At 45.4% G+C, this 23,138-nt stretch carries 27 protein-coding genes; 17 read left to right on the top strand and 10 right to left on the bottom strand.

Features of this window, described 5'->3' with window-relative positions:
• Positions 1-61 precede the first annotated feature (61 nt).
• The 4 genes from IQP38_RS18080 (at position 62) to IQP38_RS18065 (ending at position 2,177) form a co-directional block, all read left to right on the top strand.
• Positions 62-598 (top strand): DUF924 family protein, encoded by a 537-nt coding sequence (locus IQP38_RS18080; protein ID WP_191116161.1) that lies wholly within the window; start codon positions 62-64, stop codon positions 596-598.
• Between the two features lie 24 nt (positions 599-622).
• Entirely contained in the window at positions 623-952 is a 330-nt protein-coding gene (locus IQP38_RS18075) for a DUF4144 domain-containing protein (RefSeq protein ID WP_033907198.1), read from the top strand.
• Between the two features lie 139 nt (positions 953-1,091).
• Entirely contained in the window at positions 1,092-1,577 is a 486-nt protein-coding gene (locus tag IQP38_RS18070; protein ID WP_193837828.1) for a VOC family protein, read from the top strand.
• A 174-nt stretch (positions 1,578-1,751) separates the two neighbouring features.
• Positions 1,752-2,177 carry a VOC family protein gene (locus tag IQP38_RS18065; protein ID WP_054578555.1) on the top strand — a complete coding sequence of 142 codons (426 nt, stop codon included), beginning with the start codon at positions 1,752-1,754 and terminating at the stop codon, positions 2,175-2,177.
• A 78-nt stretch (positions 2,178-2,255) separates the two neighbouring features.
• On the opposite strand, the gene IQP38_RS18060 is transcribed toward IQP38_RS18065, so the two are convergent.
• Positions 2,256-3,392, bottom strand: a complete 1,137-nt coding sequence (locus IQP38_RS18060) for an MBL fold metallo-hydrolase (protein ID WP_193837847.1) — start codon at positions 3,390-3,392, stop codon at positions 2,256-2,258.
• A 180-nt stretch (positions 3,393-3,572) separates the two neighbouring features.
• On the opposite strand from IQP38_RS18060, the gene IQP38_RS18055 reads away from it, so the two are divergent.
• Positions 3,573-3,818, top strand: coding sequence for a Rho-binding antiterminator (locus tag IQP38_RS18055; protein ID WP_005374351.1), 246 nt, complete (start codon positions 3,573-3,575; stop codon positions 3,816-3,818).
• A 96-nt stretch (positions 3,819-3,914) separates the two neighbouring features.
• Here IQP38_RS18055 and IQP38_RS18050 read toward each other — a convergent pair whose 3' ends face one another.
• From IQP38_RS18050 to ompW, 3 genes are all read right to left on the bottom strand, one after another.
• Positions 3,915-5,405, bottom strand: coding sequence for an MDR family MFS transporter (locus IQP38_RS18050; RefSeq protein ID WP_005383288.1), 1,491 nt, complete (start codon positions 5,403-5,405; stop codon positions 3,915-3,917).
• Positions 5,402-6,427 carry an HlyD family secretion protein gene (locus IQP38_RS18045; protein WP_064369525.1) on the bottom strand — a complete coding sequence of 342 codons (1,026 nt, stop codon included), beginning with the start codon at positions 6,425-6,427 and terminating at the stop codon, positions 5,402-5,404. The genes IQP38_RS18050 and IQP38_RS18045 overlap by 4 nt, the downstream gene beginning before the upstream one ends.
• A gap of 214 nt (positions 6,428-6,641) precedes the next feature.
• On the bottom strand, positions 6,642-7,283 hold the full coding sequence (gene ompW, locus IQP38_RS18040) for an outer membrane protein OmpW (protein ID WP_064369526.1): 642 nt from the start codon (positions 7,281-7,283) through the stop codon (positions 6,642-6,644).
• A 495-nt stretch (positions 7,284-7,778) separates the two neighbouring features.
• On the opposite strand from ompW, the gene IQP38_RS18035 reads away from it, so the two are divergent.
• The 3 genes from IQP38_RS18035 to IQP38_RS18025 are packed head-to-tail and all read left to right on the top strand — an operon-like array spanning position 7,779 to position 9,409.
• A complete protein-coding gene (locus IQP38_RS18035; RefSeq protein ID WP_005374358.1) occupies positions 7,779-8,429 on the top strand; it encodes a Qnr family pentapeptide repeat protein in 651 nt (216 codons plus the stop codon).
• Between the two features lie 9 nt (positions 8,430-8,438).
• Positions 8,439-8,750, top strand: coding sequence for a cupin domain-containing protein (locus IQP38_RS18030; RefSeq protein WP_005383281.1), 312 nt, complete (start codon positions 8,439-8,441; stop codon positions 8,748-8,750).
• A gap of 38 nt (positions 8,751-8,788) precedes the next feature.
• Positions 8,789-9,409 (top strand): HAD-IB family hydrolase, encoded by a 621-nt coding sequence (locus IQP38_RS18025; RefSeq protein WP_031778857.1) that lies wholly within the window; start codon positions 8,789-8,791, stop codon positions 9,407-9,409.
• 116 nt (positions 9,410-9,525) lie between these two features.
• On the opposite strand, the gene IQP38_RS18020 is transcribed toward IQP38_RS18025, so the two are convergent.
• Positions 9,526-10,704 (bottom strand): lytic polysaccharide monooxygenase, encoded by a 1,179-nt coding sequence (locus tag IQP38_RS18020; RefSeq protein WP_054578559.1) that lies wholly within the window; start codon positions 10,702-10,704, stop codon positions 9,526-9,528.
• A 214-nt stretch (positions 10,705-10,918) separates the two neighbouring features.
• On the bottom strand, positions 10,919-11,359 hold the full coding sequence (locus tag IQP38_RS18015) for an Lrp/AsnC family transcriptional regulator (RefSeq protein ID WP_005374369.1): 441 nt from the start codon (positions 11,357-11,359) through the stop codon (positions 10,919-10,921).
• A gap of 114 nt (positions 11,360-11,473) precedes the next feature.
• On the opposite strand from IQP38_RS18015, the gene IQP38_RS18010 reads away from it, so the two are divergent.
• Together IQP38_RS18010 and IQP38_RS18005 are read left to right on the top strand one after the other, a co-directional pair.
• Positions 11,474-12,058, top strand: coding sequence for a LysE family translocator (locus IQP38_RS18010; RefSeq protein WP_054578560.1), 585 nt, complete (start codon positions 11,474-11,476; stop codon positions 12,056-12,058).
• A 179-nt stretch (positions 12,059-12,237) separates the two neighbouring features.
• A complete protein-coding gene (locus tag IQP38_RS18005; RefSeq protein ID WP_053303996.1) occupies positions 12,238-13,011 on the top strand; it encodes a siderophore-interacting protein in 774 nt (257 codons plus the stop codon).
• Positions 13,012-13,110: 99 nt separating this feature from the next.
• On the opposite strand, the gene IQP38_RS18000 is transcribed toward IQP38_RS18005, so the two are convergent.
• Positions 13,111-13,983, bottom strand: coding sequence for a LysR family transcriptional regulator (locus IQP38_RS18000; RefSeq protein ID WP_017633836.1), 873 nt, complete (start codon positions 13,981-13,983; stop codon positions 13,111-13,113).
• A gap of 80 nt (positions 13,984-14,063) precedes the next feature.
• Positions 14,064-14,870 carry an arylamine N-acetyltransferase family protein gene (locus IQP38_RS17995; protein ID WP_005383272.1) on the bottom strand — a complete coding sequence of 269 codons (807 nt, stop codon included), beginning with the start codon at positions 14,868-14,870 and terminating at the stop codon, positions 14,064-14,066.
• Between the two features lie 293 nt (positions 14,871-15,163).
• On the opposite strand from IQP38_RS17995, the gene IQP38_RS17990 reads away from it, so the two are divergent.
• The 5 genes from IQP38_RS17990 (at position 15,164) to IQP38_RS17970 (ending at position 19,631) form a co-directional block, all read left to right on the top strand.
• Positions 15,164-16,312, top strand: coding sequence for an S-(hydroxymethyl)glutathione dehydrogenase/class III alcohol dehydrogenase (locus IQP38_RS17990; RefSeq protein WP_017821027.1), 1,149 nt, complete (start codon positions 15,164-15,166; stop codon positions 16,310-16,312).
• Positions 16,313-16,374: 62 nt separating this feature from the next.
• A complete protein-coding gene (gene fghA / locus IQP38_RS17985) occupies positions 16,375-17,214 on the top strand; it encodes an S-formylglutathione hydrolase (protein WP_005374382.1) in 840 nt (279 codons plus the stop codon).
• A gap of 444 nt (positions 17,215-17,658) precedes the next feature.
• Positions 17,659-18,114 carry an oxidoreductase gene (locus tag IQP38_RS17980; RefSeq protein WP_193837827.1) on the top strand — a complete coding sequence of 152 codons (456 nt, stop codon included), beginning with the start codon at positions 17,659-17,661 and terminating at the stop codon, positions 18,112-18,114.
• 5 nt (positions 18,115-18,119) lie between these two features.
• A complete protein-coding gene (locus tag IQP38_RS17975) occupies positions 18,120-19,217 on the top strand; it encodes a GGDEF domain-containing protein (RefSeq protein ID WP_054576500.1) in 1,098 nt (365 codons plus the stop codon).
• 24 nt (positions 19,218-19,241) lie between these two features.
• Positions 19,242-19,631 carry a hypothetical protein gene (locus tag IQP38_RS17970; protein ID WP_005374387.1) on the top strand — a complete coding sequence of 130 codons (390 nt, stop codon included), beginning with the start codon at positions 19,242-19,244 and terminating at the stop codon, positions 19,629-19,631.
• 93 nt (positions 19,632-19,724) lie between these two features.
• Here the strand turns inward: IQP38_RS17970 and IQP38_RS17965 are convergent, their stop codons facing one another.
• Positions 19,725-20,528: a Cof-type HAD-IIB family hydrolase gene (locus IQP38_RS17965; RefSeq protein ID WP_017633831.1), complete on the bottom strand. Its 804-nt coding sequence runs from the start codon at positions 20,526-20,528 to the stop codon at positions 19,725-19,727.
• Positions 20,529-20,622: 94 nt separating this feature from the next.
• Positions 20,623-21,510 (bottom strand): LysR family transcriptional regulator, encoded by an 888-nt coding sequence (locus IQP38_RS17960; RefSeq protein ID WP_054575261.1) that lies wholly within the window; start codon positions 21,508-21,510, stop codon positions 20,623-20,625.
• A 126-nt stretch (positions 21,511-21,636) separates the two neighbouring features.
• On the opposite strand from IQP38_RS17960, the gene IQP38_RS17955 reads away from it, so the two are divergent.
• Together IQP38_RS17955 and IQP38_RS17950 are read left to right on the top strand one after the other, a co-directional pair.
• The gene (locus IQP38_RS17955) at positions 21,637-22,503 is read left to right on the top strand and encodes an MBL fold metallo-hydrolase (protein ID WP_017633829.1); all 867 of its coding nucleotides are present in this window, start codon (positions 21,637-21,639) and stop codon (positions 22,501-22,503) included.
• Positions 22,497-23,117 carry a DsbA family protein gene (locus IQP38_RS17950; RefSeq protein WP_104980307.1) on the top strand — a complete coding sequence of 207 codons (621 nt, stop codon included), beginning with the start codon at positions 22,497-22,499 and terminating at the stop codon, positions 23,115-23,117. Before IQP38_RS17955 ends, IQP38_RS17950 begins: the two co-directional genes overlap by 7 nt.
• Positions 23,118-23,138 lie beyond the last annotated feature (21 nt).

Genomic DNA, 23,138 nt, shown 5'->3' with positions numbered 1-23,138 from the left:
AAGCCAGGAGCTCGCCTTCTGGCTTTTTATTCTTTAGCTAATGCAATAGGAAGGAAGATCCATGTACCAAGAAGTCATCAAATTTTGGTTCGAGGAGCTATCGCCCCAAAATTGGTTTGAAAACAACCCAGAACTGGACAAGCGTATTGCATCGCGATTTGCCTCGGTATTAGAACAAGCCGCTCGTTGTGAACTGTTTAATTGGCGTAACAGCGCACAAGGACGATTGGCCGAAATCATCGTCCTCGACCAGTTTTCACGTAATGTGTATCGCAACACCCCAAAAGCGTTTGCACAAGACCCACTCGCATTAGCATTGGCTCAAGAGGCAATTCGGTTAGGTCACGACAAAGAATTAGCGCCTGAGCAGCTAAGTTTTTTGTACATGCCATTTATGCATAGCGAATCTCGCCTCATTCATGTCGAAGCTGAAAAATTGTTTCGCGCATCAGGGCTTGAAAATAACTACGATTTTGAGCTAAAACACAAAGCCATCATCGACCAGTTTGGGCGCTATCCTCATCGCAATGCGATACTGGGAAGAAAGAGCACTCCCGAAGAGTTAGCGTTTTTGCAACAACCTGGGTCAAGTTTCTAAATAACAATGAATAATGAGTTAACCATGAGAGACCACGCAGTATGCTGGCCATGCTTGCTAAAACTAGACGGCGACGATGAGCTGATCTACACGCATTCCCAGTCCGACTTAGACTCTGAATGCGAAGCCCTCATTTTTGGGCAAGATGATTACGTTATTGACTCAAATGGCAACACGTTCGAATTGAAAAACAATGGTTCGAACACCACTCTTTTACACCCAAAAGAACGAACGCTGTCCGTAGAAGAGGTTACGTCATTAATCCAATCGCATGAATTCAGCCTCGCGCAACGGTGCATTATCAAGATTCATTTCACCTCGGTGAGGCAAGCTGTTGAGGCCTTAGCTCACTAAATCAATCCCAATACGCACATCATTAAATAAAATTATCATTTTTATAATTTATGATAATTTCATGTAATCAATATCACGCCATATACTCTCCCACATCGAAACAAGACAACGTTCAAACACACATGTTGGGAGCAAACAAATGAAAATGAATCATGTCGGTATTATGGTCGGAGATATGGACAAAGCGGTTGAGTTTTACACGCAAGCGCTAGGTCTAAAAGTCGTTATGGGCAACACGAAAGTGATTGAAGAACGCGAAACGGCAATTGGCAGAATGTGTATTGCGGTCTTTGGGGAAGGCTTTAAAGGCTTCAACATTGCGCACCTTGTGACAAGTGATGGCATCGGCCTTGAGTTATTCGAAATGAAAGAGCGTCAAGAGCGCCATGAAGTGGATTTTTCTCGCATCGGTATCTTCCATTTCTGTTTGCAGACAAACGATTTTGAAGGTGCTATCAAACGCACCGAAGCACTAGGTGGCAAAGTTCGCATGGACATCATGCGTTACCACCCAGAAGACGATAATAAGCCTGCGAAAATGGTTTACCTAGAAGACCCATTCGGTAACCTATTCGAGCTTTACTCACACTCTTACGAAGAAACTTACGCTTCTGATTACGAGTAATAGCCCCATCCATATACCAAAAGGCTAGCAATACGCTAGCCTTTTTTGTTTGCTTTAAGTTGCAGTGTTTCTGCACTCGCTCTAGCAAAAAAACGTCTGGAATTTGATCATTTCTCTCACCACTTTTAAGGTCACTTTATACTTACCTCAACACAATGCAAAAAGGAGTGAAGCATGCCCACCAAAAATCCAATCGCCATCAAAGCGCTTGATCATGTTGTTTTAAGGACCTGTAACCTCGATGCTATGTTGCATTTCTATCGAGACATTTTGGGCTGCCCTGTCGAGCGCCAAGTAACGGAACTTGGTTTAACTCAACTTAGGGCAGGTAACGCATTGATTGATGTAGTGACGGTAGACAGCGAATTGGGTCAACTCGGCGGAAAGCCACCAGTTCAAAATGGTCGTAATATTGATCATTTTTGCCTGCAATTGGCGCCTTTTTCCGAGGATGAATTACTGGAATATCTGCGTTCGAACGGCATTGAAACCGAAGAGTTTGCGAAACGCTACGGCGCACAAGGATTCGGTCGCTCACTCTATATTCATGATCCGGAAGGAAATATCGTCGAGTTAAAACCTCAAGTGATTGATGAGTAAGCGAGTAAAAAAACCTTGTTATATTCTGAAAATAACAAGGTTAACTTCTAAAATAATTATTGAAGTAAGAACATATTATTAAGTCAAAATTCTAGCTGGCTCACCTGTTTCTTTTTCTCGCCACCATTGTTTATTTATCTGTTTTTTATGAACGAAAAAACTCTCCCCCGGCATTGGCGTCAGCAGCGTTATATGTTCTTTTTGACAATGGGCAAGCAAATCTAAAATCGGTTCGTCCCAGCGGTGAGTAAACAGCTCGTATGTAGCCCAATGTACTGGCAACAGTTTTTTCGCATTTAAATCGCGAAACGCTTGCACGGTATGATGAGCCTGCATGTGCCCCCAGTTTTCGACCGGATAACCTTGGCCTTTCACATCGGCAGCCACTTCCAAACAGGCAATGTCGATTGGTCCACATCGCTGTGCTATCTCGGAAAAATGCGAATCGTAAGCTGAATCGCCACTAAAATAGAGCGTCTCTTCTTTTCCTTTGATGACCCAAGAAGCCCACAGGGTCGCGTTTTTATCGAAATAAGTACGACCCGAATTATGGTTAGCAGGCGTACAAATCAGTTCGATTCCGGCATAGTGCACGCTATCCCACCAATCGAATTCCACGATGTTGTCTGCGCAAACGCCCCACTTTATCAGATGCTTGCCAACCCCTAAGGGCACATAAAACGTCACGGATTTATCAGCGTAGAAACGTATGGTCGATGCTTCTAAATGGTCGTAATGATCGTGCGAAATCACGATAATTTCAGGAATCGGCAAACAATCTCTGGCGTAGGTATTGGGAATATTGCGTTCAAACCACGCTTTTGCGACGAACGGAGAAGCGTAATCAAATACCGGATCAGTCAGAATTCGAATGCCATCGACCTCCACCAGCATGGTGGAATGGCCCAGCCAAGTAACGCGCATCGATTCACTTCGCTGCGCAAACTGCGTAGGTTGAATTGGGAAATGTGGCAGATGTTCGTTAGGACTCAATGGCGTTCTACCACCAAGATAGCTCCAACACACCTGCCAGAATGATTGCGGGCTAGGGACATTTGGCATCTCGTTTTTAACTCGGCCGTTTTCAAATTGAGGCGAGTGGTGAACACGGTGCGCCAACTGCGCATCGTAGGTTTGAGGGGAAATCAGTGAACTTGGCTTTTGTGTCTTTTGTTCACTTGTTAGGTATGTGCGCTTAAGTATCGTCTCAGACATATCGTAGTTTTGTCTCGCTTGTGAACGCTCAACAGTAGGTTTATTAAAACGTGCGTGTATGTCTATTTCGTGACCAAAATGAGGTGTAAGATGAAGATTCAGTTTCAATCAAACGTCTCCTATTTAAGGATACGGTTCTCAAACCTTCTGAATACTGCGTCGGTTTGAAAGGAGAAAACTATGGTGACTTGCAGCCAATACGATTTTATTGAAATCGCCTGTATGTTTAAGCTCCCTATCGAGATCACACTAAAAAATGGTGAAACTCATCAGGGCAACGCGTTCGACACAGGCTACGACATGCAGCGACAAGAGTGCTTGTTTTTAGATATGGATGGTGAGCACACCGCTTTCCCGACTGAACAATTAGTCGCAATGCGCGCGCTCAAAACCAATCCGCATTTTGACGAAGTGACGTTTGAGTAAACGTCCTTCTTTCACTGGCACTGTCCAATAAAAAACGCCTCTCAAGCTGACACAACTTGAGAGGCGTTCTCTTACACTATTCACCGGAACTTCATGTTATTCACGCGACCGAATGAAAACCAGCATCGGCATCATGATCACGAACATCACTCCCACAAGCTGGAAGGTGTGCACAAACGCGACCATTTGCGATTGCTGCTGCAACATCTGTTGGTATTGGTCTAACGCAACCGGGTCGGTAATAGAAAGCCCCTGATTGGCCGCCCAGTCATGCAAGTTAGGATTATAAGGATTAATACCCTCTCCCAGTGCATGCCATTGCTGCTGACTATCACGATATTGGAACGTGGTGGCGATAGAAATACCAAACGAGCTACCAATGGTACGGAACAGATTGTAAATACTCGCCGCCGCAACAGATTGCTCTTTCGGAATCGTTAAATACGCCAAGGTGGATAGCGTCGAGAAGGTTAAACCAAGCCCCATCCCCTGAATCATACTCGGCATCACAATCCAAAATGTATCGATCTGCAGTGAGTATTGCGTCATCAAATAACTACCAATCCCGATGCAGCTTAAGCCAAAGACTATTTTGATTCTGGGATCGAATTGCGGATTGAGCTTAATCACCAAAATCAACATCGCCGCTGACGCCAACCCACGCGGTGCCATTAATAAACCAGTGGTTGAGACCGGATAATCCAGCAAGCTTTCCAACAGCATTGGTTGTTGAGTCGTCAGACCAAACATCGCCATCGACACCACGGCAATCATCAATGACGAGACCATAAGGTTTCGGTCTTTCAGTAGCCACAATGGCGCTATTGGACTTTTGGTTTTCCAACTGCGATAGATCCACATCACCAATCCCATGACTGCGAGCAATATCGCGGTCTGAATCATACGTGAGTCGAGCCAGTCATCTTCATTCCCTTTATCCAACACAAACTGCAACGCGCCCACACCTAACGCCATGTAACCGATGATCCACCAGTCAAAGTTAGGTTTGGATTTGTTGTCGATATGGATATAGCGATAAATCAAAGAGGTACAGATCAAACCGAATGGCAAGTTGATGTAAAAAATCCAGCGCCAGTTAATGTTGTCGGTGATCACACCACCTACAACTGGGCCCAAAATAGGACCAAGCAAAATGCCGATGGAGAAAATCGCCATCGCTTTGCCTTTTTGCTCATACGGATAGATCTGCACTAACGTCGACTGCGCCAATGGAATCACCGACGCGCCGAAAGCGCCTTGGATAATGCGAAATAGCACCATCTCTTCAAGAGACTGTGCTTGCCCACAAAGCGCACTGGCAATCACAAAACCGATCACAGCAACCAACATGACTTTGCGTTCACCAAAACGCGACACCCAGAAACTGGTCATCGGAATGAAGATCGCTTCCGCCATGCTGTAACCCGTCAACACCCACGTAATTTGGTCTGCCGTTGCGCCCAACGCGCCCATCATGTGCGATAGCGACACGTTCGCAACGGTCATATCGATTAACACCATGATGGCAGAAAGCATCACGGCGACGGTGGCAATCCCCCGTTTGTCTGCCGTAATTTGATGGCTCATTGCACGCTACTTTGCAAATCAATGGTGACTTCTGAGCTCGCACCCACGCGAAGTTGCGGCGCATCGGCCGGTACTTCTAATGCCAAACGTACAGGGAAACGCTGTTTGATTTTAACCCAGTTACCCGTTGCGTTTTCTGGTGGCATCAAGGAGAACGATGTACCACTCGCAGGCGATAGTTGTTCTACCGTTGCTTTCCACACCACGTCTGGGTACATATCAATCACCACATCCGCATGCATGCCAGGTTTAATATGAGTAAGATCGGTTTCTTTAAAGTTCGCGCGTACCCAATAGCTGTCTTTTAAAATCACAGGGAACAACGTTTGACCCACGCTAACGACCGAGCCTACGTGCGTATTGATCTCACCGGCAATGCCATCCACTGGTGACGTAATGTCGGTGTAGCTCAAGTTCAGCTCTGCTTGCGCTAACTGTGCTCCCGCTTGTTGAACAACCGCAGCCTCTGCGCCTTCTTCACCACGGTTCGCAATGGCTTTTTCTACCGTCGCGCGCGCTTGCTCCAGGCTCGCTTGGGCATTGGCTAGTTTGTTTTTTGCCGTATCTAAATCTTGGTCCGACGCCAGTTTGCGTTTCACCAAGGAATCCGTACGTTTGTACTCCACTTGCGCTTCTGTCAGGTTAGAGCGCGCCGCATCTAAGCCCGCAACGGCTTCAGTTACCTGCTTATCGGCAACGTCATGTTGCTGGACCGCCAATTGGTATGCCGCTTTTGCTTGCTTCACTGCCAACAAATATGGGCGTGAATCTATCTTCAGCAGTAGGTCACCTTTGTTAACGGATTGGAAATCTTTAACATCCACAGAAACCACTTGGCCTTTTACCTGAGGCGCTACCGACAAAATTTTTGCCCTAACGTAGGCATCTTCCGTGCTTGGATGACTGTCAGAATACTGCCAAGACCAATACATCGCACTAAATGCAATAACACAGAGAGTGAAGAAAAGAGTTTTTACCAACTTAGATCTGGAGGAAGAATGCTTTGCGATGTCGTCGCTCATTTATATTGTCCACTTGTTCAATTATGTGATCAGTGTAGGACTTTTCGATCTTCCGACAATAAAATGATCTGCAAGGTAAAGATCCAATTTTGCATGTTGCTAAGTGGAGTAAATGATGTGCAATCAAAACGAGGATAAAAAAGAGGGGCAGTCCCCGTAACCACCCCCAAAGTCATGCCAATAATAGTAATGTGCGTGTAACTACTGGTTTTTCTTAGAACTTGTAACCGCCGCTGATCATAAATACCCAAGGGTTAATTTTGACGTCGGTTTTTTGCTTCACTCCACTTGCTTTATAAGTTGCTTCTGTCTCAATGTTTGCGTACCACGCAGCGGCGTTGAGGAACCATTGATCGTTGATCATATAATCCACACCAATATTCGCTGCTAGACCGAATGAATCATCTAATTTCAAATCTGACAGGTCAGCGCCTTTACCCGTACTATTGAAATCTTCATCAAAGAATATGGTGTAGTTCAGACCTGCACCAACGTATGGACGGAACTTACTTTGAGACTCGCCAAAATAGTACTGCACCATTAGCGTTGGTGGTAAATGTTTGGTTTTCGCGATATCACTACCAACCAAATCTGTCGAAATGTCGTGGCTGAATGGTGTTGCTGCTAGAAGCTCTAAACTGATGTTGTCTGTGAACATGTAGCCAAACGTCAAACCAAGCTGCGTATTTGAGTCAACTTCTAACTCTTCTTGAGAACCAAGAATCTTATCACTGCTGTCATTTGGAACGACAGACGCCGCACCAACACGAAGAACGAAGTCACCTTGTTTATGAGCGAAAACACTTGGTGACACGAGTGCAGCAACCACTGCTAGACTGCAGATTGTTTTTTTCATTTTTATTTCCTTTCGTAGGGCTTCGTTATGTCGTACCCAAAGGGGTGCCTACTAACTGATCTGAGATTTCAAGTAAACTCAGCGCCTTGAAGCACACGGGTATCTATATCTTTTTGAGCTGTGCGCAATCTAGCACATAGAAACCCTACTATTTTGATGGAAATCAATTTGTGAAAAATATAGGTTTTTTGTATAGAGAAACGCCATACCGATCAACAAATTATGCAAATCGGATACAATTCTGTAATGCAAACTGTGCGTGTGAGAAGCTATGCATGCTCAAAAACACGAATCCTCTCGCTAAGGTCCGTAGCCAGCAAAAACTTTTTTCTTCCTCTACGTCTTCTATTTTCAAAAAACAACCCACTTAAAACGCTCGTTTGACCCCTTAAAATCGCGATTTGAGGGGTTTGTAAAACACTGAAATACAAGAAGTTATTTTTCTGGAAAATCAGTCACTTGGAGTGCTAGTCTGCTCGCAGCTAAGGAGAAGACATGTTAAAAACCGATCTCATTTTTGAACGAGAAAACTTTTCTCATCACGATTTTCAGAATGCTACCTTTAAAAACTGCCACTTTTATATGTGCTGTTTCGACCATGCCGATCTGCGCGATGCTAAGTTCATCGACTGTCGCTTTATCGAATCCAAAGCGCTAGAAGGGTGTAGTTTTCGCTTCGCGAACTTAAAAGACGCTAGCTTTACGAACTGCATGTTGGCGATGAGCCTGTTTAACGGCGCAAATTGTATGGGCTTGGAGCTGCGTAAGTGCGATCTCAAAGGGGCAAACTTCCAAGGTGCGAACTTTGCTAATCGCGTCAGCAATACCATGTTTTTCTGTTCTGCTTTTATTACTGGCTGCAACCTCACCTACTGTAACTTCGAACGAGTGTTACTAGAAAAATGTGACCTCTTTGAAAACCGTTGGAACGGTGCGAACCTCGCAGGGGCAACTCTCAAAGGCTCGGATTTATCTCGCTGCGAATTCTCGCCAGAACAATGGGGAACCTTTAACGTTGAGCAGTGTGATCTGACTCATGTCGAACTAGACGGGCTAGATGTTCGCCGCGTTTCTCTGTTTGGTGTTAAAATTTGTGATTGGCAACAAGAGCAATTGCTTGCGCCTTTTGGACTGATCATTCTCTAAGGAAAGGCCATGAACCTGTTTAAAGACTTACCGAATAACCTCGACGAGGAAGTGTTCGAAGACCTGCTGACCCACAAAAACCTGCGTATAGAACGCATTGTCTCAACGGGGCAAACCTCGCCCGAAAGTGGCTGGTACGATCAAGAAGAACATGAATGGGTCTTGGTTCTTAAAGGAGCTGGAGAGCTGACTTTTGAATCAGGTGTCGTGCAACGACTTGAGGCAGGCGATCACGTTACGATTCCAGCTCATACCAAACACAAAGTGAGCTGGACTGACCCAACGCAAGAAACCATCTGGTTGGCGGTGTTTTATCAATAAACACAAAACGATCTTAAACCAAAAAATAGGCGCTGAGTTTGCTCGATACTACTAAGCCGTCACTGGCACTGTTTGATTTTGATGGCACCATCACCCGAGAGGATATGTTTAGCCTTTTCCTCCACTATTCTGCTTATGGCCTGCGCAAACGAGTGGGAAAGGTCGCTATCATGCCATTTTATGCGCTGTACAAACTCGGAGTGTTACCCGCTCGTGTTATGCGTCCTCTCAGCAGTTTTATTGCATTTTCAGGGAAAGAAACGCAGAAAATTGAAGCGATTGGCGCTCAGTTTGCCCACGAAGTGATCCCGCTGTACTTACGGCCAGAAGCGATGGAAAGGTTGGCGTGGCATCAGCACAGAGGCGATACCATTGTGGTGGTGTCGGCATCACTCAATGCGTATCTCAAGCCTTGGTGTGAAGCGAACGGTTACCACTTGCTGTGCAGTGAACTGATCTCAGAACAGCCAAAACTGAGTGGCTTTTACCAGCAAGGTGATTGCAGTTTAGAAAAAAAAGTCTCGCGCGTTAGGGCCACGTTTTCGCTCGACGAATTTGCGTCTGTTTATGCCTACGGTGATACGCACGAAGACATTCCGATGCTCAAACTGGCAGACTACGCGATGCTCAACTGGAACGAGTGGAGAGCAAGCGAATAACGATATGTGCTCTGATTTTCAAGACAACCACTCGACCAAAGTGGTCGTTTTAGACTGAAAAAACAAACCCTTCTCACATGAGAAGGGTTTTATTGTTCAGAGCCAGAATAAATGGCTTAACGCCATACACCCCATTGACCCGTTGTGCCAGGTTCCTCACCAGACGTCCACCACTGGGCAGTCCATTCTTTGCCGTTGTGCGTCACCACATCACCTTGGTTGTAAACGGCTGTCTTGTCCCACAAATTGGTTGGTTCAACTGGTGGCGTGACATCCGCTTTGAGCAGTGACAACGCATAACTGAAGTCTGCACTTGGCGCTAATACTTGATTCGCATTCACGTTGTTACTGTCGAACATGTAGTGATTCATCTCTTGATGCCAAATACCCACATACCAATCGCCCGTTTGCTGCGCGTTAAATTGATCAGCAATTTCTGCCGCCCAAGTCGTCGTATTGTTTGCGCTGATTGGCAGTGAAATATCGACAATTTCATTGCCTGTCGCATTAAACGTACGGAAACGAATGGTGTCACCCGCTTCTACTGGTCCGAAACCTTGCTGAACAAAGTAGCCTAGAGATGTCAGATTATTGCCCGGTTCGGTTGGATCAACGGGGTCAGTCGGCGGCGTCGTACCTGTTCCGTTTAACGTAATGTCACTACAGTTGTAGAAACCTTCACCAGCCACATCAATGCGCTGCCAACGAGTATAAAGCACTGCATCGCCGGAACGATCAGCAGGGAAAGTCACCTGAATACGGTAGCGTTTTTCCGCATCAACATACACGTCACCTGCGGTGTCGATCAGCTCTAAATCACTCCAAGTAAGCGGTTTTGAATCATCATAAGTCGGCTTGGTGAGATAGAATTCCCAGTACGATGGGTTGTGCGGCGCCTTGCCGTAAAACACCAATTCAATCTGGTTGTTTGCATCTGGCGTAACATTGGTGCGCTGCCAGTTTGGAGAAGGAATGTTCAAACCTTTCTTAGCGGCATCGCCGGCAGAACACAGTTCGCCGTCACGGACTACGGCTTTAACATGCTCCATATCTCGGTAATTTGGTACGTTTGCTGCAATTTCACTGCGTTGCACAAACGGGTAAGCACCAGATTCTTCAAAAGCCGCTTTACACGCTTGGTTGGGGATCTCATTGGTCCAAAAACCACCGTCTAAATAACACGTATTCTGACGAGCACTTGGAAATTCTACCCAGCCGTGGGCGTTGACGTTAAATGAGCTCAATGCGGCAACAGCGCTTAAGCTCAAAAGAGGAAGTGTTACATGTGATTTCATCGTTCATCCTTAAATTTGCTGACTCGCCGCTCATGAACACAAGCGGTTTAAGCAAAACTAGCAGGATGAGATTATTTCGAAGGTGAGAATAAAGGTGGAAATTGTAAGAGTGCCATCTGCTTTCCAGCATTTGTTGTGTACTTATCTCATACTCGACTGACTCTTTCGAGTCACTTCAAATTCATGTGCCACAAAAACTGTCACTCTCGTTTGGCTATCGCTCGTCTTTTGGTGTGTCCATCACCACCATCGTTGTAATCGACTTGACGTGTTCGCACTCACCCAACACATCAGCATGGAACGCTTTATAAGCGGCGAGATCTTGCGTCTCTACGCGTATGAGATATTCGTTAGATCCCGTAATGTTGTGACATTCCACCACCTCGTTTACAAAACGCACATGCTCTTCGAAACCCAGCTGCGCCTGCTTAGAGTGCGAGGCCAAACCAATCGACACATAAGCGACAAAACCCACGCCAAGTTGCTGATTATCCAGTACTGCTCGGTAGCCTTTGATCACGCCTTTACGCTCTAAATCTTGCACTCGGCGTAAGGTTGCAGATGGAGATAAACCAACGCGTTCCGACAGCTCTACATTGGAGATTCTTCCATCTCGTTTGAGCACTTGCAATATTCTTTCGTCAAATCTATCCATGATGATGTTTTATTGCTTATTTAGTTTCTAATCATCAAATAAAAGCACAATATTGACCTCAGTTCTACTTATAGTTGTTCTCAACTTATCGAGAACTGATTCAAGGAACAATCTATGGAATATCATCAACTGGGTGCTTTGGCGTTGTTCGCTTTTGTCTCCACTTTTACGCCGGGTCCCAATAACATTATGTTGATGACCTCAGGGGCAAATGTCGGCTTTAAACGCACTATCCCACACATGTTGGGCATTACCTTCGGCTTTGGTGCCATGCTAATTTTGGTGGGTATTGGCTTGATGAGCCTGTTCCATGCCTACCCGCTAACCCACTCCATTTTGAAAGTATTGAGCTTGAGTTATTTGCTGTACTTGACGTACAAAATCGCCACCAGCGACAAAACCGAAGCAAAACACGATTTTCGCCCAATGTCTTTTTTAGGGGCTGTCGCATTCCAATGGGTGAACCCGAAGGGTTGGTCGATGGCGTTGACGGCCATTACGGTATACAGCAGTGGCGGTGCATGGCTCGAACTGACTTTTATCGCCGGTATCTTCTGTTTAGCTAACTTGCCATCGGTGACATTTTGGACGGCGGCAGGTATGCAATTGCAGCGTTGGTTGACCACCGATAAACGCGTTAAGGGGTTCAACTACAGTATGGCTGCGCTGTTGCTTTTGTCTACGATTCCAATGATATAAGTCCATTTATGGTTAAAAAACGACTCACTTTACGTGGTTAGAGAAAGGATAGAGGTAATATTTTTCTTGAGGCTTTGGCGTTAATTCACAGTGTAAATTTGTTTAAAGACGCTACCCTCTTGTTAGGGAACTTGATAATCTTTAAATGAGAAAGAGAATAATTATCGAGTAAAGTAACAATGAAAAAGAAGCCTCAACCTAAAACGCTTGTTGTCACAGACACAGAAACCATCACTCCAAACATGCAGCGCATTACCTTGCAAGGTGAGGCGCTGAGCCACTTTCCTCGTGACTGCGAAGGCAGTTACATCAAATTACTGTTTAACGATATGGGCGGCGCGGATCTGAGCATCCTGTCAGAAGACGACCGACCAATCATGCGCACCTACACTATTCGACGCTTTCATCCAGAAACCAGTTCAATCGAAGTGGATTTCGTCCGACACGTAACGCAAGATCTGCAATGCGGATTTGCAGCGCGTTGGGCAATGGCCGCGCAAAAAGGCGACACGATCAGCATTGTTGGGCCAGGTAGCATCTCCAACTTAAATACTGAGGCGGATTGGTTCTTCATGGCTGCCGATATGACAGCACTTCCAGCACTTTCTGCGAAAATTCGTACGCTGCCAGAAGAGGCCAAAGGCTACGCTGTGATCAGCGTGATGTCTCCAGCCGACATTCAACCCCTAAACACGCCAGCCGGTATGGAGTTGATTTGGCTAACCGAACAGCAAACCTTGGCTGATAGCGTTCGCGAACTCGAGTGGTTAGATGGTAACGCTTCGGTATGGTGTGCGTGTGAGTTCGATTCAATGCGTGCGCTGCGCCAATATTTCCGCAACGAAAAAGAAGTCGATCGCGAGAATATCTACATCAGCAGCTATTGGAAGCAAGGCGTATCTGAAGATGGGCACAAAGTGATTAAACGTGAAGACGCGGAATCCAACCAATAGTGATTCATGTCTTTTCGATTCCAGCTCTCATCCTAATAAAAACGCCCGGCATCACCGGGCGTTTTAGCAACTTCAGTTGTATTAAAGTTCATGAAAACTCTAATCCGCTAGTTCCTGCGCTAAAAAGTCGATCAACAACCTCACTTTGGGCGATAAATTTCGGCTTTGTGGATACAGTGCCCAAATGCCTTCACGGTCGTCTCGGTAATCGGTCAGCACCTCGACTAGCTCACCGTTATCTAGAGCTTCTTGAACGTAATAGTCCGGCAACTGCACTAAACCCAAACCACGTTTGGCGGCGCCCATTAGCGCAAAACCACTATTGCATTTAATTCTCCCCGATACGCGCAAAGACTTATCACGTTTATTTTCCTTAAAATGCCAATAATCGACCGAACCAACTAGGCACTGATGTCGAGCCAGTTCGGATAATGTGTGAGGCTCGCCAAATCGCTCCAAATACATAGGGCTAGCACACACGTAATTTTGACGCGACGAAAGACGCTTTGCGATCATGCTGGAATCTTGCAGGCGGCCAAGACGAATCGCCACGTCTACCCCTTGCTCTATCAAATCCAGTTTTTGATTGGTCAGCACTAAATCGAGGTCCACACGCGGGTACTTCTCCAAAAACTGATGCAAGAGCGGCGCGAGGTTCATTTCCCCATAGGTCACAGGCGCTGTCACACGCAGCAAACCTCGCGGTTCGGTCTGCATTTGCGTTACAGCAAGCTCAGCCAGTTCTAGCCCTTCGACCAAATGTTTGCACTGCTGATAATAAAGCTGTCCAGCTTCAGACAGAGAAACTTTTCGCGTCGTGCGATGCAGTAACTTAACCGCAAGACGCTCTTCAAGTGCCGATACGCGGCGACTGATTTGTGCCACTGACGTTTTCAGTTTAGCCGCGGCAGCTGTAAAGCTGTTAGTTTCCGCTACGGCAACAAACTCGCTGACTCCTTCCCAATTCGCCATGCTGTATTCCTGTCGACCTCTTCTAGACAAATAGTGATTACATTGTTCTCGTCGCGCTACGCTTTGAAAACTGGAGAACTTTACGCGTCAGGTAACGGACGAAGATCGTCGTATTGCGCATCAAGCTCAATACCAAAATATTCTTTCAACGCATCCAGGTAGGTTTGACCTGGCTCTAGCTCTATTTCTGTTAGCTCTTCATGATTGGTGCATCTGAGTGTGTAGTTAAGCAGCGTCACCAACCCACTTTCTGTCGCTCTAGCAGCGACTCTTGCGCTAGTAAAACGCGAATTAGGCGAAGTCGAGGTAAAGAAGTTGCTACATGCAATGTCACCAGCACACACGAACTCTAGGTCAAAGCTGTATAGATTGTTCCACACGTCCGTTCCATCGGTTGAAAGCACTTGGAGGAAATAACCAAACTGAGCATCTTTGACAAAACGGAAGGTTTGTAAATCCGTCTGAATCACTTGGTCAAGGATAAATGGCAATGGCGCTCGAGGGGTATTGGAGCCAAAACCCACATCGACAATCCATGTTTGTTCCTCTAACGTCACTAACGTGATTTGATGACTACGACCTGTTGGTGTACCAGACACATGTACACGCCCTAGCAAACTTCGCGCTTCAAACCCAAGAGTGTTGAGCACATCAAGCATTAAACCATTTAATTCAAAGCAGTAACCACCGCGAGAGTGGTACACGGTTTTTTGAATAATATCTTCAATCTCAACAGAAACGCCTCGCTGCAATGCGATGTCAAAATTCTCAAACGGCAGGCAACGATGCTGCGCCACGTGAACTCTGTGCAATGACTCCAAATCGGCGGGCAATTCACTAGGCAAGCCTAGCTTGGTTAAATAGGCACTCAGATCCGTCTTATTCATAATGACTCTTACTTAGCTGATGGTTTGACTGTTTTCTACTTTAGCCCCTCTATCTAACTTCAGGTCAATCACCTTTTCCATTTCCCTTCCGCTTTAAGGAGGCATAGCACTCTTTTTACATGCTCACCTTATCATTATTACGCATATGTAAAAATCATTTTCAAAATGGACGGATTATCATTTTTACTGAAACACCTAAAATGAGCACCAACAAAACGACGCAGCGCGGTAAGCAAACCTTAACTACGCTTATTACGTCACTCCATATACTGAAAATATAAAGGAAACATCCAATGTCGCTTGAAATCAAACCTGGTCAAACTCACATAAAATCAAAAGCAATGGTCGCTTGGGCTGCAGGTGAGCCGCTTAAAATGGAAGAAGTTGATGTACAACTTCCAAAAGCCGGCGAAGTGCTAGTACGCATCGTAGCAACTGGTGTTTGTCACACTGACGCATTCACACTATCAGGTGACGATCCAGAAGGTATCTTCCCTTCAATCCTTGGTCACGAAGGTGGCGGCATCGTTGAAATGGTTGGCGAAGGCGTAACAAGCGTTGAAGTTGGCGACCACGTTATCCCACTTTACACTGCTGAATGTGGTGAGTGTAAGTTCTGTAAATCTGGCAAAACGAACCTATGTCAGGCCGTTCGTGAAACGCAAGGTAAAGGCCTAATGCCAGATGGCACAAGCCGATTCTCTATCAACGGCGAAACTATCTTCCACTACATGGGTTGTTCTACTTTCTCTGAGTACACGGTTCTTCCAGAAATCTCACTAGCGAAAGTAAACAAAGAAGCACCACTTGAAGAAGTTTGTCTTCTAGGTTGTGGCGTAACCACTGGTATGGGTGCGGTATTAAACACAGCTAAAGTTGAAAAAGGCGACACAGTGGCAATCTTTGGTCTAGGCGGTATCGGTCTTTCTGCAATCATCGGTGCTCGCATGGCTGGTGCCAGCCGCATCATCGGTGTAGACATCAACGAAAGCAAATTCGACCTAGCGAAACAACTTGGTGCAACTGATTGCATCAACCCACAAAAATTCGACAAGCCAATTCAAGAAGTGATTGTTGAAATGACAGACGGTGGTGTTGACTACTCATTCGAATGTATCGGTAACGTAAACGTGATGCGCCAAGCACTTGAGTGCTGTCACAAAGGTTGGGGTGAGTCAGTCATCATTGGTGTTGCTGGTGCAGGTCAAGAGATCTCAACTCGTCCATTCCAACTGGTAACTGGTCGTGTATGGCGTGGCAGCGCTTTCGGTGGCGTTAAAGGTCGCTCTGAGCTTCCAGAAATCGTAAACCGTTACATGGCTGGTGAATTCGGCTTACAGGAGTTCATTACCCACACAATGGGATTAGCAGACGTCAACAAAGCGTTTGATCTGATGCATGAAGGTAAGAGCATCCGAACAGTTATCCATATGGATCAATAATGCTGCCTCAGGCTCTCCTTTTGGGGAGCCTGAATTCCTTCTGCTAATTAGAGAGTTTATTCATGACCATTGAAAATGTAAGCCAAGCCAAAGTGTTTGGCGGTTGGCACAAGCAATATACACACGAATCCAATGCCCTAAACTGCACCATGCGCTTCGCGATATTCTTGCCACCTAACGCAACGAAATCAAATCCCGTACCCGCGCTATACTGGCTCTCTGGTTTAACGTGTACCGATGAGAACTTTATGCAGAAAGCGGGCGCATTTCGTATGGCGGCCGAGCTTGGCATTGCGATCATTGCACCAGACACAAGTCCGAGAGGCGAAGGTATCGCTGACGACGAAAGCTATGACCTAGGAAAAGGAGCTGGCTTTTACCTTAATGCGACGCAAGCACCTTGGTCACTGCATTACTGTATGTACGACTATGTGACTGAGGAGTTGCCTGCGATCATCGAAAGTAACTTCCCAGTCTCTGACGTGAAGTCAATTTCCGGTCACAGTATGGGCGGCCACGGAGCGCTCACCATTGGTCTGAAAAATTCAGAACAGTACCGTTCTATTTCAGCGTTCAGTCCAATCAGTAACCCAATGCAATGCCCTTGGGGACAAAAAGCCTTTACTGCTTACTTAGGCAAGGAGCTTGAAAGCTGGAAGCAATACGATGCAAGTGAACTTCTAAAACAACAACAATCACCATTACCAATTTTGGTTGATCAAGGTGATGCTGATGGCTTCTTAAATGAGCAGCTTAGACCGGAAGCGCTGATTGCTGCGGCAAAAATACACGATTCAAACCTAACCTTGAGAATGCAACCTGGCTATGACCATAGCTATTACTTCATCTCAAGCTTTATTGAAGAGCACCTCAACTTCCATGCAAAATATTTGTTTGCATAGTTAATTTAAGTAAGCTCATGAAATAAAAAATAAAGTCACCAAAACTAGGTGACTTTATTTTCTTTACGTACTAACAAATACATATCTGAATATCTATGATTTAAATATGTAAAATAATGTAACTTAAGAGCAAATTCGACATCCATTTCTCGCCTTATTAAATTCTCATTTCCGACACAGTATCTTTATTAAAAATGACACAAAGTTGCACTAAAAACCAATTAAATACCGCGAAATCATTACGAAACTCTACCATCATCCCAATACTCTGAGCTTTTAATTAAGAAGCAACTTAATAACCTTGACGTGACGTAAACCGACAGTTATTTTTGAAACATAACGTATTATAAAATCTCATCCGGTTGGCTCTATAATTATAAATAAATTACCGCTAGCACCTTTGTCCTAGCTAAGAAAAAAGAATAAAACTCAAAAGGGCATATGATGAAAAAGATAGTCGCGCTAGGTCTGTTTTTTGTTGCGCCATTCTTGTCTGCAAATACGATCGTATTTAGTAGTAGCCAGCAGCCTAGTGTCATACTGGAACTGGAAGAGATCCAAGCTTTACCTACCACTAGCTACACGATGACATTGCCTTGGCTTCCTGCTTCGTCAGAGTTTTTAGGCGTTAAACTCAGCACGCTTCTTACACACGTCTACGGAAAGGTACCAGAGCAGGTTGATATCAGCAGCTTAAACGACTATCACTCGACATTGTCCCGACAAGATATTCTTCGATATCAACCAATACTGGCTTATCAACAAGATCAGAATTACATAAAAGTCAGGAATAAAGGCCCTTTCTGGGTGATATATCCAATCAATCTCTATCCAGAGCTAAACTACAATAAATATCATGCGCAAATGGTATGGCAAGTAAATGAAATAAAAGAAAAATAATAAGAATGAAGTTATCAGAACCCTATTCTAAGAAACAAAGAATATTGCAATATTCTACCACCAGCAAAATGCTGCTGGTGGTGTTTGCCGTTTCTTTGCTCCTCGCGAATGTCGTGCTTTTACAGCAAACACGTTCACTCTCACAAAATTTTAATAACGAACAAAAACAAGCGACTTGGTTTTTATTCCAACTCTCCAAAGAACTATCAGAACTTGTCGGCGAGGCCAGACGGTTAGATGAAAACGTATTGAATATTGATGGTGCAGAGCTTCAATACGAGTTAGCGTGGAGTCGCTTTGACTTATTGACCAGTAGCACGAAAGCCAATAAGTTCTTTTCTCGGAACAACATGCACCTTTACTTCATTAATCTTTTTGAAGAGTTCAAAGAGCTAGAAAAACAACTAGTAGAAGCTAGAACAGGTGACAGCCAAGCTGCTGCTGCATTTTATCGTTCAACTCAAACACTATATTTAGGCTTAATAGACTTCGTTAATCAAAACTTCCGTCTAAGCAGTAAAGCTTATGAAGCACAAAAAGGTCAAACCCAGCGCTTAATGCAAGCACAATATATGTTGTTTGCGACGTTCGTTTTGTCGATTATCTCTCTAACTTATTTCTTTTATCGTGAATCCCATTTTCATAGAAAATTGGCGCTAAGCGACCCTTTGACGAACCTAGGGAACCGCAATGCACTATTCATAACCCTAAACAAATTTACTCAAGAAAAAAGGCCCTTTTCTCTCTGGATTCTAGATTTAAATGGTTTTAAAGAAGTCAACGACACACACGGACACCAAGTTGGCGACACTGTACTGCGGGAAATCGCTAGGCGGCTTAATTCTATGGCACTCAATGATTTTACTGTTTATCGCATGGGAGGAGATGAGTTCGCGGTTATCCTTGAAGGTGAATATCTCAATGAAGAGAACGTACGTGAGCAGATAAATACCGTCTTTGATGCACAAATATTAAACTCCGATAAAGTCTCAACACTTTCAACAAGCATGGGCTTAGCGCAATACCCTAAAGACAGTGACAATGTTGACTTTCTTATCAGCATAGCGGATAAGCGCATGTACAAAATGAAATTTCAACGTTAAACGGTATATATGATGAGAAAGTTCATGCAAGTACTGCTTCTACTGGCAGTCATTGCGGCAGGTGTGTTGGCTTGGGTATTTATTCCATCGCACGAAACCATCGGGCAAAAAACGCTTGAGCAGGCACTCAACGACGACTACAGCCTCGTTGGACATCGAATCTACTCAACCGATCCGGATGCTGGCAACCGATTCGGCTACTTCGTATTAGCAACGGGCCAGAGCATTGAAGAGCAAGAGCCGTTTTTGGTCACTTCGGATCAGTTTATTCGCATGGAGAAAACGGGTGATAATACCTTGTCTGTGACCGTCAATGGCCGTATTTACCATTATCATAACGACTTGTGGGTGCCAAAATCAGACGGGAAATTGCAGCACTTTTTAGTCAGCGCAACCGCCAAGTACGTACGCTAAAACGGGAACCTTACTCCCCCCAAAAAAACAAAGCCCCGCATACACTGCGGGGCTTTTTACGTGAAGAAGAAAATAACATCGAAAGAATGAGCGTTACTTCGCTAATACTTTCTCTTTAATCACTTTGAGTACCCCAGCCTCTTGGTTGCTTGGCGCAGAATAACGAGCAATTTTCTTAATCTCTTCGTGCGCGTTGGCAACCGCGTACGAATGCTCACTGACTTGCAGCATTTCGAGGTCATTGAGGTAGTCACCAAACGTCATAGTTTCTGCCGGAGTAAAATTCATCGTCTCTTGAAGATGCTGAATGGCCGCACCTTTAGAGGCCTCGGCATTCATCACATCCAGCCAGATTTTTGCACTCACCACGACTTTATGCGTTGCGCCAAACTTTGCGTTCATGGTCGGGAACAGGAGCTCTTCCGAACCATCAAAGTGACAAATTGCTACCTTAATAAACTCGTCTTCGACCTCAAGCAAATCCGGCACATATTCACAGCGGTGGTAGTACTTTTGAAATTCTTCCAGCGATTGCTGATCATGCGTTTCGATGTACGCCGAGCGCTTGCCACACAATACGATGTTCGCCCCGTCAATCTCACGAGCCGCTTTCACAATCTCCAACACTTCCGCTTTAGGAATGGTACAACTGTAGAGCTCATTGTCTTGGTACATCACTAAGGTGCCGTTTTCAGCCACATACAACAGTCTGTCTTTGATTGGCGCGAACGTGTCTCGCAGACTGTAATACTGACGACCAGACGCAGCGGAGAACAAAATACCTTGCTCTTCCAGTTGCAAAAACAGATCGAAAAACTCTGGATCCAAACGACCGTATTGGTCAAGCAATGTGCCATCCATATCGGAAGCAATAAATTTGATGCGAACTTGTGACATTAACTAAAACTCTAAATGACGCTGCGAAAATATATCCATGTAAGGTACAGGATCTTGTATGAATCTCAAGTCGGGATGACGACGCCTTTCGCTATTACCAAGGATGCTGTTTAAAGTAATCTTCACTGTGATCGATGAAAGCTCTCACCGCAGGAGACAAGTGTTTACGTGATGAATACAGCGCGTAAATGTTGAGATCATTTGGCTTCCAATCCGGCAACACCGACTCAAGCTGACCCGATTTGAGATAGATATTGCTCAAATAGGTTGGCAGCATCGAAATACCCATGCCTTGCAAAGCGCCATGCAATAACGCCGTGGCCTCATTGCTGGTTAGGCGACACTCAATTCCCACCGATTCGAACTGGTCGCCCTGAGACAAATGCCATACGTGACGCTCAAAGTTTTTGTAACCCAAACAGTCGTGTGAAGATAAATCTCGGGGATGCGCGATCGCGTGGTGAGTTTGTAAATATTGCGGTGATGCTACCAACACCGATTCGCACACCGCAATCGGCTTACCAATCAAAGAAGGATCGGGATCTGACGCAATTCGGATCGCCAGATCGATACGTTGTTCGGTTAGATCACTCACTGAATCTTGCAGATCTATGTCGATATACACTTTGGGGTGCTTTTGCATAAAACTGTTTACTACGGGGATCAACTGTGAGAATCCAAATGAAGTACTAGACGCAAGACGGATTTTTCCGGACAGCTCACCATCAGCGGCAATGTTCGACGTCAACGTATCGGCCTGTTTTAACCAGCGCTCAATCTGAGGCAAGCTGCGCTCCCCTGCGGTGGTGAGTGACACCTTGCGCGTAGTGCGGTGCAACAAACGAGTTTGTAGCCAGTTCTCCATCGACTCTACATAACGAGTCACCATTGGCCGAGACATGTCTAACCGCTCGGCGGTAGCGGTAAAACTGCCAGAATACACCACATCTACAAATACTTTTGCTGCCGTTACTCTATCCATACATTTGCTCGAAATAAGAAATAGTGATGCACATTATTGTGTATTTTTTCGAGCGTATCAATTTCCTAATATAGCTCCCGTTCCCAAGCCATCGTCGCTTGGCCCCAAATTCTTTAGGAGCTTATTATGAAAAAATTCACTTTGATTGCTGCATCCATTTTAATGGCAAGCCCTGTTCTAGCGGCAAACCACTCTCCCCTTACTCTTGAGGTTTACAACGCCGACGGTAACAGCTTCCACGTAAACTCAACCTTGGTATACGGTGAGACTGACGCCATGGTTATCGACACTGGCTTCACCAAAGCTGACGCGATGCGCATTGCCGCTAAAGTGCTGGACTCAGGCAAAACGCTTAAAACCATTTTTATCAGCCAAGCGGACCCAGATTACTACTTTGGCGCAGAGGCCTTACACCAACAGTTCCCTGATGCGCAGATCATCACAACGCCAGCGGTTCAAAAAATTATTAAAGAGAAATTGGCTGGAAAGCTGGCGTACTGGGGGCCAAAGCTTGGCGCAAACGCACCGGTAAAACCAGTGATCCCTGTCGCGTACGATAAAGCATCATTAGAGCTAGAAGGTCATAAGATTGAAATCCGTGGTAACCATGGCACATCAGCACACCGCCCTTACCTATGGATTCCAGATAACAAAGCGATTCTAGGTAACGTAGCCGTGTACTCAAACGTACATTTGTGGATGGCCGATGCCGCTGACCAAACCGCTATCAATGCTTGGGAGCAACAACTTAGCGAGATGCTTGCGCTTAAACCTCAAGTGGTCATTCCTGGTCACATGAAAGCAGGCACAAAGCTGAACGCAGACACCATTCGCTACTCGCAACAATACTTGCAGGATTTTCAGCAAGCGAAAAAACACAGCAATAACAGCGTTCAACTCATTGACACCATGTCAGCGAAATACCCAGAAGCTCAATTGCCAATCGCGCTAGAAATCGGTGCTAAAGTGCATACTGGTGAAATGTCATGGTAACCGTGCATTACTTCTTCGATCCCATGTGTGGTTGGTGCTACGGGGCATCACCACTCATCGAAGCCTTGATGGACACCTCTCAATTTAAGGTAGAGCTTCATCCCGGCGGTATGATTGAGAAACGCGCGATTGAATCTGAATTTCGTCAGCACATCATCAACAGTGACGCTCGTATCGCAACCGAAACCGGAGCAACGTTTGGTGAAGCATATCTGCAACGCGTGAAAAGCGAAGATGCGTTTGTTCTTGATTCTTATCTACCCACACAAGCGATCTTGAGTGCGGAGAAAATGGGGCTGAATCCATGGCACATGCTAAAGGCCATCCAATCTGCGCATTATCAGCTCGGGTTAAAAGTGAATGAAGCATCGACGCTCAAAGCCATTGCAGAATCGCTAGGTTTAACAAGTGATGCGTGGGAGCAAAACATGGCGTTAAGCGAAGCCGAACTAGATGAGAGAATTCGCTCTAGCCGACAATTGATGCGACAGTTACACGTTGGTGGTTATCCAACCCTGATTGCAGAAGTAAATGGCGAGTACTTGACCTTGCCGCACTCGACCTACTACGACAAACCGGCACAGTGGAAGCTTGCATTACAAAAACTGCAATAAGCTCTTCCCCACTCGCTCTTG

This window comes from Vibrio sp. OPT41, from assembly GCF_015163595.1.
Taxonomy (GTDB): Bacteria; Pseudomonadota; Gammaproteobacteria; order Enterobacterales; family Vibrionaceae; genus Vibrio; species Vibrio alginolyticus.
This window is presented reverse-complemented; position numbering and strand designations above follow the sequence as displayed.